The organism is Streptomyces sp. NPDC050147 (assembly GCF_040660195.1).
Classification (GTDB): Bacteria; Actinomycetota; Actinomycetes; order Streptomycetales; family Streptomycetaceae; genus Streptomyces.
This window is the reverse complement of sequence record NZ_JBFALJ010000021.1, coordinates 163,816-173,936: the sequence shown is the minus strand read 5'-3', so window position 1 is coordinate 173,936 and position 10,121 is coordinate 163,816. Positions and strand designations below refer to the sequence as shown.

The window sequence follows — 10,121 nt, the reverse complement described above, 5'->3', positions numbered from 1 at the left end:
TTTTTTGGTGGTTGTCGTCTTCCCTGTCTCCGTCCAGCGCGAGGGTGTTGGGGGGGCGGGGTGTGCGGCCCCGCGGCCGCCCCGCCCCCCCCCCCAACGCAGGCTAAGGAAACGCCGTACGCGGCGGATCGACTCCCGGGTGGACCGTCGTCTACCGCGTACGGTTGAAGATCATTCGCCGCCAACCAGAGGCGTAGAAATAGGCATGGGGCCCTGCAGCCGTGGGTGTAGACCCCGGGTCCCTGGCCGAGACAACAGTCTCCCGCTGTCCCCGGTCCCGGGTAGCCGGCGCTGCCCCAGGACAGCCCGCTCAGCAGCGGGCGACGGCAGCGGTAGGACCGGAGCAGGCGCGACGCGCTCGGCGGCTGACCCCGGCGGGTGCCTCGGCCGCGGAAGGGCGGGCCACCGTGCTGTTTCGGGCGGTCGGTGACCGGCGCGGCCATGACCACCGAGAGCCGATGCATCGTGAAGCGTCCTGGTGAGCGGGCGAGTTGCCGTATCTGGTGGTCGCGTGCGGTGGTGAACGCGAGGCCTGTCCTGCGAGGACAGGCTGTTCTGGTGTGTCGGCGGCGAAGACTCCCGTAGTCGTGTGGATAGGCTGCGGTCGCGCGGGTGGGGGGATACTGGTGGTGACAGTGGCCCCGGATTTGGGCCGGCCCGGGACTCGGGTCCGGTTGGCGGGCTAGCACCGTTGTTGATGTCTTTGAGGGGGCCGTTCATGACCACGGCGAAAGACCTGTTCATCATCGCTTTGGACTCCAAGCAGTCAGTGGGGCAGGGCGACTTGTCTCTCGCACTGGCCGGAGCCGAGCTGATCGATCTCATCGGTGCCGGGGCGGCCTTTGTAGACGGCGATCGTATTGTGCCGGCCGGGCAGCCGACGCTGGAGGACCGGTTCACGGCCGAGGCCGCGGCAGGGCTCACCCGGCAGGCGCCCTACGAGTTGATCGAGGACTGGCTGTGGCGCCGGGGCCGCGATCTCGCGGCCGTTTACCAGGCGGCTCTGGAGGAGAACGGCGAGCTGAAGCCGCAGCCTGGTGGCCGCTCGCCCTTCGGTGCCGAACGTGTGGAACTTGTCGATACGCCTGCGCGCCGCCGTGCCGGCGACCGTTGGAAAGGCAAGGAGCCCGTCCTGGCTGCCCTCGCCTGGGCGGTGGGTATCCAGGACGAGCCGTCCGACGCCGAGCTTGGCCCCGAGGATCAGGCGGTGACGACCGTGCTGGCGGCCGTCCACGACGCGGTGATGGAGCTGGAGGCCGTACGCCAGAGGCGCACCATCGAGAACACGGCCTTCGCCAACCTCTGGCGCGGACCGTAAACCCCGCTGGCACCCGGCGACACGGTGGAGTTCGGCGGCAACGGCCCGGTCGCACGCCGGGCGGGCGGCGTGTGCAGCACGTCCGTGGACCTGGTCCGGTCAAGGTGAGGCGGTTCCGACCTGGAGACCGGGTGGCGTGTGGGCTGCATCGGGAGCCCCCATGGCACCGGCCTGACCGTTGACCTGCTGTCGCCGCTGCCGTGAGGACCGGCTCGGGTGAGGGGCCATCGACCGCGGTCCGGACTGCAGATGCCCGATCGCCGAGCCTGCCTCTCAGCCGTCAGCCGATTGGTTCGCCGCCTGCGCGACGTCCGGGGGCAGCCGGTGCTGCGCCGGGTCACGGCGAGCTGGTCCGGCCTGCCCGGGTAACGCCTCGCGGAATTCGCGCGGGACGACGACGAGGAGGTGCGGATCCGGCTGGCCTGTCATCACCCTCTGGCTCCGCCACGTCTCCTCCTGGACGTCACCGCCGTCGCCCGCGGTTGGCCTGCGGCCAGCTTCGCAGCAGGCTGCGGCGACCACGGCTCGATGAGCGGCAGGTGCGGCTCGCAAGGGCCTCTGGCAGGGCGCGTACTGCCGGAACGGATCGTGCTCAGTGAGCGGGCCCGGTAGCCTCGGCGCATGGCCAACATCAACTTCCGCGCTCCGGTCGGTGTCTGGTGGACCAGCGATCGGTGGCCGATCGCCGACGTGATCACCCGGGCACGCGAGATGGAGCGGCTCGGGTACGGATCGTTGTTCTACGGCGAAGCCGGAGGCAAGGAGTCTTTGACCCAAGCCGCTGCTCTGCTGGGCGGGACCGAGCGGCTGGTGGTCGGGACGGGCATCGCCAATATTCACGCCCGTAGCGCCCCGGCCAGCGAAGCAGGCGCCCGTACGTTGGGGGCGCTGCACCCGGGCCGGTTCGTGCTCGGGCTGGGTGTCAGCCACGCTCCGCTGGTGGAGCACAGTTACGCCGGCTCTTATGACAAGCCCCTCAGCACCATGCGGGAGTACTTGCGGGGCATGGACGCGGTGCCGGAGGAGATCGAACCAGGAGGACAGCGCCCGGCCCGACTGCTGGCCGCGCTGGGCCCGAAGATGATCGAGCTGTCCGCCACGGCTGCCGACGGGGCGCACCCGTACCTGGTGACTGCGGAGCAGACCGCCAGGACGCGCGAACGAGTGGGGGCCGACAAGTGGGTGGTGAGCGAGCAGGCCGTTGCCCTCACCAGCGACCGTGAAAGCGGCCTGCGCTGGGCCCACCAGCACCTGCACATGTATTCGCAGCTGCCGAACTACCGTAATTCCTGGCTGCGTCAGGGGTTCGATGAGTCCGACGTGGTCGTGGGCGGCTCGGACAAACTGGCTGATGGCATGGTCGCCATCGGTGACGCACAGGCCTCGGCTGCGCGCGTGCAGCAGCATTTGGACGCGGGCGCCGACCACGTGCTCGTACAGGTTCTCGGTGAGGATCCCTCGTCCGACCCGCTGCCCGCGCTGCGCGAACTCGCCCCGGCTCTCCACCTGAGCGGCACATGAAGCCTGCCTATGACGCCGTTCCTCCCGGTCACCCGTCGAGGTAGCCAGCCGTGCGCTCGCCGAGGCCGGCGGCCGGCCGCAGGCGGGGCGCCCGGCTCGGCCCCGTAGTCCTAGCTCGGACACCAGAGAGCAAGTAACCCGCTGGTGGCTTTCGTGGGTCAGATCTCCCGTTTCTCGTCGTCGTGCGCCTGGTTGGGCTGCACGAGCGAGTCCCAGGGTGGGGCGACGCATGGGGCGGGTGTGCGGCAGGAGTGGTCTGAGCTGCTCAACTTCCGCCTGGAGATGGATGAGCGGCTCGACCTCGCGCCGCTTCTCTCGGGTGCCCCGTCCACGCACCCCGGCGGGCGCCTCCCGTGCAGGCCCTCGCGGAGTTGCGGTGAATCCCGTGCCGACGGGCCCGTGCCTGTACCGGCCTGGGGCCAAGGCGGCAGCCGATATCGGCGAGATTGGCGAGATTGATCTTGAATGGTGAGAGGGCCCCTGTGGACGCCGCAAGGGGCAGCGGGGACCCGGCTGCCTCTCGCCGTTACTTCTGTAGTGGGACTGCCGTCTGTCAGGTTACTCGGCGGCGGATCCACCAGGCGCAGAACCCGGTCAGGGCCAGGGCGATGGCGAGGTAGAGCCCGGTCTCGGCCCATTGAAGGGTCCAGAAGTTCCCGGCGGGCTGGTACGTCACTTGCTGCTGGTAGCCCTGGGCGCCGAGGTCGGCGATGCAGCCGTCGAATTGCTGCGCGGTGGGCGAGCCCGACTCGGTGCGAATGCACTCGGCGAAGGACGACGGCAGGGAGGACGGCTGACCGGCGGCGTTCAGCGTCTGTTGGGAGGTTTCCCAGGCGCCGGGCACTTCGGGATGCGCAACGACCTCCTTGGCGTCTTCCTGGATGCTGATGGGGATACCGGTCGTGATCGGCACGGTGGTCTGATCCGAGGCGGCCAGATGAGGCCGGATCCACATCGGCACAGTGATCTGGACGGCGGTGTAGGCGACGAGTGTGGTTGCCATCGCGGCCAGGGTGCGGCGGATGACGAGGCCGAGGGCGACGCCCAGGACGAAGGCGAAGGCGGCATGGGCCATGGGGACGACACCGCGTGCGGCGAAGGCCACGGGGTCGAGCCGTGGGAAGTACGTGTCCGTCGCGCCACCGCCGTTGACAGCCTGGTCGATGGGGCTGCTCCACCAGCTCACCGCGAGTGCGGCCAGTCCGGCGGCGGTCATGGATGCGGCCGCACCGAGGCCCAGCTTGGTCGCCAGCCAGCGCGTGCGGGTGACGCCCTGGTTCCACGCGAGGTAGTGGGTGCCGGTCTCCAGTTCACGGGAGATCAGCGGCGCGCCCCAGAACATCCCGATGACCGCCGGCACGGCGAGCACGACCAGCAGGCCGGTGTAGTAAAGGGTCTGGTCCGAGCTGGAGACCTGGTCCACCAGGCTGCTGCCGGCCGTCCGGTAGAGGTCGGCCAACTGCGGGCCGGTGACCGCGAGGGTGGCGGCGAGGACAGCCACCGCGGCGGACATCACGGCGGCCTGGGTGCGGAACTGGCGCCAGGTCAGCCAGATCATCGGAGTACCTCCAGTGCGGGCCGGGTGTCACGTACCGCGTCGGCGGGCCGGGTCATGTAGGCCAGGACAATGTCTTCCAGATCGAGCGGGCTGACGGTCCAGGATGGATCGTGAACCGCGGTGTCGGTGCGCACCAGGAGGGTGGTCTGCCGGTCGGTGTGGCTGGCGGTGATGACATGCTGGCCGGCCGGGAGCGCGTCCGGGTCCCGGCGTGGTCCGGTGAGCCGGTGGTGGCAGGCGACCAGGTCGTCGATGTCGCCGGCCACCTGCACCCGGGAGTCGACCAGGACGATGACGTAGTCGCAGGTTCGCTCCACGTCGGAGACCAGGTGGGAGGAGAGCACGACGCTCAGCTCGTGCTCGGCGACGGCCTCCATCAGGTCCTGCATGAACTCCCGCCGGGCCAGCGGGTCCAGGGCGGCGACCGGCTCGTCCAGGATGAGCAGTTCCGGGCGCTTGGCGATGCCCAGGGTGAGAGCGAGCTGCGCGCGCTGGCCGCCGGACAGCTTGCCGGCTTGTTGCTTGGGGTCCAGGCCGAGGCGACGGATCCGGTCGCGCGCCACGGCGTCGTTCCAGTTCGAGTTGAGACGCTTGCCGAAGTTGAGGTGGTCGGCGACGCTCAGCGCCGCGTAGGTCGGGGTGTCCTGGGCGACAAAGCCGACTTTGGCCAGCTGTGCCACACTCCCGTCAGGACGGCCACCGCACACCTCTATGGCGCCGGCCGTCGGGGTGAGCATGCCGGAGGCCAACTTCAACAGGGTCGACTTGCCGGCGCCGTTGGGGCCGACCAGGCCCACCACCCGGCCGGCGGGGATGTCCAGGTCGCAGTGCTGCAGCGCCCAGCGCTGCTTGTATCTCTTGCCCAGGCCCTGGGCTCGTAAGACAGCGCTCACGCTACGTCCTCTCCGGCGGCGTTGTGAAAGGTGTTCATGAACAGCGCCTCGATGCTCTCGTCGTCGAGCCCGGCCAGGCGGGCCTTGGTCAGCCAGCGTTGCAGGTCCTTGCGCAGCGGTCCCTGCGCGGCGAGCGTGCCGTCGGCCAGCGTTCGGGTTACGAATGTCCCGACGCCGGGACGGGCGGCCACCAGGCCGTCGTGCTCCAACTCCCGGTACGCCTTGAGCACCGTGTTCGGGTTGACCGCCATCTGCCTCGCCACGTCCTTGACCGTCGGCAGCCGGTCCCCCTCCTTCAGCAGGCCAAGGCGCAGTGCATGCCGAACCTGCTGGACCAGCTGCTGGTACGGGGACAGGCCGGACCGGCTGTTCAGGTGGAACTCAATCACCGGTTCCTCCATTTATCTAGTTGCCTAGCACTATAGCTCTCTACGTTGACCATTCGGCAAGGCGTCGCACTGCGGGCGCCGGCGCCCGGCGCCAAGGGAAGCCAGCCGCGCATGGTTGGCGCTCGACAGACCTTGCTCGGGTGTCGAGAAAGGATGGCCGCCGTACCTGGCACACTGCCCGGAGCGGCAACCAGGGGGGACACATGACGGAGCAGGATGTCGATGCGCTGGTCGAGGAGCTGGCCCGGGGGCTGCGGCGGATGGCCGCAGGGCTGTTGGAGGCGGCGGCCGAGCATCCGGACGCCGTACGGGCGCGGGAGTTGACGGCGGCCGCCCGGATGCTGACGAACGACGTGCTGGCGCGCCTGGACGGCGAAGCCGTCACGGACTCTCCGGCCCGCCGCATCGAGCCCGATGTGCAGGATGCACCACCGTCGGGCCGGAGCACGGTTGCGGTGTCCGGCAGGGCGCTCGAGGAGCTGGTGGAGCTGTATCTGCCGGACTACGAGCGGCGCCTGGACGACGACCCGGTGATGACCGACCCGGGACTGCCCTACGAGCGGTGGAACCATCTGCACCGGCTCGAGTACGGACGCGGCGAGCCCTTCGAGGATGCGCCGCTGTGGAACGACACCGTGCCCAGCCGGGGGAAAGCCGTGGTGCGCGGTATGACCTCCAAGCAGGAGGTGCTGCGCCGACTGCACCACAGCTACGTGACCCGGCGGCACCTGGACAGCCCGGAGGGCGAGCTGGCAGTTCGTGTGCGGCAAGGGTGCACGGCGATCCGGCGCTCCCGCGCGATCGACGACGGCGACTTCATCGACACCTCGGACCTGAAGGTGAAACTGGAGGATCTGCAATGGCGGGCCCTGGTGGTCGCCGCCGAACGCGGCCATCACGCCCGTACCCAACTCCTCACTCAGCTGCGGCAGTTGGAGGCGCTGGCTGTCGTGGTCCTCGAATTGGACATGGCGTTCCGGCAGCGCAACAACGACCCCTCCCTGGGTGCCCGGATCGCCGGGGCCGCCCAGGCAGCGAAGGCGATGCTCCGGCACTGGCCGCCGAACGTCGAGGAAGCAATGACGGAATCAGGCCACACGGCGCTGTAACCCGCGGCCCTCGACGCCCTCCTCATCTGGACGCGACGCGACGCGTCGCTGAGCAGGCCCAGCCCGCCCGTCGTCACGCCAGGGCCGAGGAGCAGATCCTCGCCGCGTACGAGAGGATGGAGACGGAAGCAGTACGAGGCCTACCGTAACGGGAAGCTCGACACCACCCAAGAGACGAGGGTGTTGAGGGACATCGGAACGAAGACCGGTGCTACAAGATTGTTGTATGTGGGTTCAGCGGGTGATCGAAGTGACCGGGTGGAAGCCACTCGGGATTTCCGTCGACTGGGCGGCAATCGAGGGAGAGCTGGGGGTCCCGCTGCCGGCGGACTACAAGGAGCTCTACGAGGCATTCGGCGGCGGCGTCTTCAGTGATTCCGTCTACTTTCTGGGGCGTGACGAGGGCGCCTCGTTCGACTTCCTGACACAGTGGCGGGTCTCTCTGTCGGTCGACCAGGACAGCAAGCTCGGAGACGTCTCCGCCGTCGATCCCTATGCGATCTACGCACCGGGCGGCAAGGGGCTGGTTGAGTGGGGCTCCACCGAGTGGGCCGACGAGTACTTCTGGCTGATCGATGCCGAGCGGCCGGGCCATTATCCCGTCCTTGCGCGGTCCCATGACGGCCGTGCACGGGACCGGTACGACATGTCCACCTCTGAGTTCCTCTACCGCGTCCTTGCCGACGCCGATTTTCAACCTTTTTCAGTCGCGCCGTACGACCTCGGTACGACGTTCGCGCCCGGCTCCGGCGGCGCCTTCGATGGCCGGCCGCTCTGACGAGAGGCCGGGCGTCCCATGTTCGTGGACACGACAGTGCCGTCGTTTCTCGGTTCTGGCACAGACCTGGAGCGTCGATTCGCCGCGGGATGCACCAGCCTCACCCGACTGCACGGCGAGCTGGTCGCCGAGCGCGCTCCCGTCACCTACGGCATGGTCCGCGCACACGTCGCCACCTTGCGCGGGGCTCCGTCCGAGGCGCCGCCCCGGCCGCCGACAGTGCGGCAGGTGACCGGTTGGCTGACGCGTCACCCCAGGACCCTGACGGAGGAAGACCGCGCCGGCCTGAAGGAGGTGCTGGCCCGCTGTCCTGAGCTGGACACGGCTTCCTCCGGACACGTCCGCGATTTAGGCGAGATGCCCTCTGACCGCCTCGGCGGCACGTTCCCTGCCTGGATCGGCGCAGTCGACGCCAGCCAGTCACCCGGCCTCACCGGCTTCGCAGTCCACCTGCTTCAGGACCTCGACGCCGTGACAGCCGGGCTCACCCTGGACTGGAGCTCGGGCAGCGTTGAGGGCGTCGTGAACCGCAGCAAGAAGATCAAGAGACAGTTCTACGGTCGAGCCGGATTCGAACTGCTCCGCAAAATTATCTTGCTCCAGTAGCTCCTCGCGATGGTGTCGGCCTGTCGTCGGTCGGCACGTTCGAGGTCGGAGTCCGGTCGTCCAGGTCCCGCCAGGGACTGCAAGCCTGTTGCCGAATCACACCGGATGCGCCCGGTATTCGCCACGGCGGACCGTCCTGTTACCTTCGCCCGTCGGCATGCGTCATGGGTGTGACGACCGGATACGAACGGTCGTCACACCCACGAGTGAATCGAGAACAGGATGCTGACCAACATCATGTACGTGACGATCTACGTCACCGATCAGGATCGCGCGCTGGAGTTCTACACCGAGGGACTCGGTCTGGAGAAGCGGCTCGACTTCCCGGGGCCCGACGGACGTTTCCTCACCGTCGGTGTTCCCGGCAGTCCGGTGCAGATCATCCTGTGGTCGCATGCGCCGGACGCGGGACAGCCGGGTGGCTCGGGCGCGCCCGGTCCGCTGATCCTCGAATCCGAGGACTTGCGAATGGTTTTCGAGGCCATGCGCCGCCGCGGCGTTGCCTTCGAGGAGTCCGAACCCGTGGACTATCCGTTCGGGGTCCGCATCGAGGCGCTGGACCCGGACGGCAACCGGATCTCGCTCCGTCAGCAGCTCAAGCCGTGACCGCCCACCCGCCCGGCCTCGCTGCCGAGGCGTTCGAAGCCCAGCGTGATCGGCTGCGTGCCGTCGCGTACCGCGTGCTGGGCTCGCATGCCGATGCCGAGGACGCGGTCCAGGAAGCCTGGATGCGTCTTGCCCGCCAGGACGTGGCGACCATCGGCAATCTGGCCGGCTGGCTGACCACCGTGGTCGGCCGGATCAGCCTGGATCTCCTGAGATCTCGCAAAGCCCGCCCCGAAACCGCCTACGAGCAAGAGTTCGCGAACCTCGTGGTGACACCCAACGATGACCCCGCGCCCGACGAACTGGTGGCGCTGGCCGATTCGGTCGGCCTCGCCCTGCTCGTCGTGCTCGACTCGCTCACCCCGAGCGAACGCCTGGCGTTCGTCCTGCACGACATGTTCGGGGTCCCGTTCCAGGAAATCGGCCAGATCCTGGGCAAATCAGCCGACGCCACCAAGATGGTCGCCAGCCGCGCCCGCCGCAAGGTCCAAGCCACGGACCCCGCGACGGGCCCCGGCCGTGAGTACCGAGAGGCCGTCCAGGCATTCGGCTCCGCCGCCCTCAGCGGCGACTTCGCAGCGCTCCTGCGTGTCCTCGACCCGAACGTGAAGCTGACTGTCGACACCCCCGATGGCGTGGTCGTCACCCTCGGCGCCACCAAGGTCGCCGCCGGCGCCCGCATGTTCTCCGGCGAGGTCGCCCGCCAAAGGCCCATACTGCTCAACGGCATCCCCGGCCACATGGCCTGGAGCCCCGACGGAACACCTCTCTCCGTCATCGCCTTCACCGTCAGCGAAGGCCGGATCATCGGCATCCACATCGTCGTCGACCCGGCCAAACTCGCCTCGATCCATCTGCCCACCCCGGACTGAACTGGTGCCGGCCGGCTCGAACAGCCAGCGGGCTCAGTCTCGCCCCACCAACTCACTCCGCGCCCAAAGGAATCACCGCCCCGGCAAACGCTGAGTCGTTCTGCTTCAGCTCCCCACATGCCCCAGTTGATTCACTTCGTGAAACGACCCGGGCGAAGAACAGCTGAGGGGAAAATTCGAAATCGGCATCACCCTTCGAACGACATCGTCCCCTCAGCAACCGCTCCCCAAGATCTGTGCAAGAACCCGTTTCTCATCGAGATCCGCGAGCCAGAGGATCACCAACTGCCTCCGGAGCCGGTCGCCAAACGCTGCGGAGATCGACGAAGCCAGACCGGTGTTCTCTGGGGGCAGGTCGATGTGGATGCGGACCCGCCGTAGGAGCGTGTATCGCCCCGCTCCCTCGACCTCGGCGGCATCTGTGCCGGTGACCACGAACGTCCCCAGTCGGCACGAAGCAGCCCTGCCCGA

10 protein-coding genes and 1 pseudogene are annotated in these 10,121 nt (G+C 68.5%); 7 read left to right on the top strand and 4 right to left on the bottom strand.

Features of this window, described 5'->3' with window-relative positions:
* Positions 1 to 718 precede the first annotated feature (718 nt).
* Positions 719 to 1,318 carry a GPP34 family phosphoprotein gene (locus tag AB0I94_RS28850; protein WP_363312613.1) on the top strand — a complete coding sequence of 200 codons (600 nt, stop codon included), beginning with the start codon at positions 719 to 721 and terminating at the stop codon, positions 1,316 to 1,318.
* Positions 1,319 to 1,591: 273 nt separating this feature from the next.
* Here AB0I94_RS28850 and AB0I94_RS28845 read toward each other — a convergent pair whose 3' ends face one another.
* Positions 1,592 to 1,747 carry a hypothetical protein gene (locus AB0I94_RS28845; protein WP_363312612.1) on the bottom strand — a complete coding sequence of 52 codons (156 nt, stop codon included), beginning with the start codon at positions 1,745 to 1,747 and terminating at the stop codon, positions 1,592 to 1,594.
* Positions 1,748 to 1,939: 192 nt separating this feature from the next.
* Here AB0I94_RS28845 and AB0I94_RS28840 point away from each other — a divergent pair, with 192 nt between their 5' ends.
* Complete coding sequence (locus AB0I94_RS28840) at positions 1,940 to 2,839, top strand: LLM class F420-dependent oxidoreductase (protein WP_363312611.1); 900 nt, start codon at positions 1,940 to 1,942, stop codon at positions 2,837 to 2,839.
* Positions 2,840 to 3,392: 553 nt separating this feature from the next.
* On the opposite strand, the gene AB0I94_RS28835 is transcribed toward AB0I94_RS28840, so the two are convergent.
* Genes AB0I94_RS28835 through AB0I94_RS28825 form a run of 3 tightly spaced genes read right to left on the bottom strand, consistent with a single transcriptional unit; the run spans position 3,393 to position 5,691 of the window.
* The gene (locus AB0I94_RS28835) at positions 3,393 to 4,397 is read right to left on the bottom strand and encodes a transporter (protein WP_363312610.1); all 1,005 of its coding nucleotides are present in this window, start codon (positions 4,395 to 4,397) and stop codon (positions 3,393 to 3,395) included.
* Positions 4,394 to 5,290, bottom strand: coding sequence for an ABC transporter ATP-binding protein (locus tag AB0I94_RS28830; RefSeq protein ID WP_363312609.1), 897 nt, complete (start codon positions 5,288 to 5,290; stop codon positions 4,394 to 4,396). The genes AB0I94_RS28835 and AB0I94_RS28830 overlap by 4 nt, the downstream gene beginning before the upstream one ends.
* Positions 5,287 to 5,691 carry a GntR family transcriptional regulator gene (locus AB0I94_RS28825; protein WP_363312608.1) on the bottom strand — a complete coding sequence of 135 codons (405 nt, stop codon included), beginning with the start codon at positions 5,689 to 5,691 and terminating at the stop codon, positions 5,287 to 5,289. Before AB0I94_RS28825 ends, AB0I94_RS28830 begins: the two co-directional genes overlap by 4 nt.
* A 191-nt stretch (positions 5,692 to 5,882) precedes the next feature.
* On the opposite strand from AB0I94_RS28825, the gene AB0I94_RS28820 reads away from it, so the two are divergent.
* The 5 genes and pseudogenes from AB0I94_RS28820 (at position 5,883) to AB0I94_RS28800 (ending at position 9,650) form a co-directional block, all read left to right on the top strand.
* A complete protein-coding gene (locus AB0I94_RS28820) occupies positions 5,883 to 6,788 on the top strand; it encodes a hypothetical protein (RefSeq protein WP_363312607.1) in 906 nt (301 codons plus the stop codon).
* 241 nt (positions 6,789 to 7,029) lie between these two features.
* Positions 7,030 to 7,566 carry an SMI1/KNR4 family protein gene (locus AB0I94_RS28815; RefSeq protein ID WP_363312606.1) on the top strand — a complete coding sequence of 179 codons (537 nt, stop codon included), beginning with the start codon at positions 7,030 to 7,032 and terminating at the stop codon, positions 7,564 to 7,566.
* A 438-nt stretch (positions 7,567 to 8,004) separates the two neighbouring features.
* Positions 8,005 to 8,172: pseudogene (locus tag AB0I94_RS28810) on the top strand (ISL3 family transposase); the annotation flags it as partial.
* A 222-nt stretch (positions 8,173 to 8,394) separates the two neighbouring features.
* A complete protein-coding gene (locus AB0I94_RS28805; protein ID WP_363312605.1) occupies positions 8,395 to 8,778 on the top strand; it encodes a VOC family protein in 384 nt (127 codons plus the stop codon).
* Positions 8,775 to 9,650 carry a sigma-70 family RNA polymerase sigma factor gene (locus tag AB0I94_RS28800; RefSeq protein WP_363312604.1) on the top strand — a complete coding sequence of 292 codons (876 nt, stop codon included), beginning with the start codon at positions 8,775 to 8,777 and terminating at the stop codon, positions 9,648 to 9,650. The genes AB0I94_RS28805 and AB0I94_RS28800 overlap by 4 nt, the downstream gene beginning before the upstream one ends.
* Positions 9,651 to 10,121 lie beyond the last annotated feature (471 nt).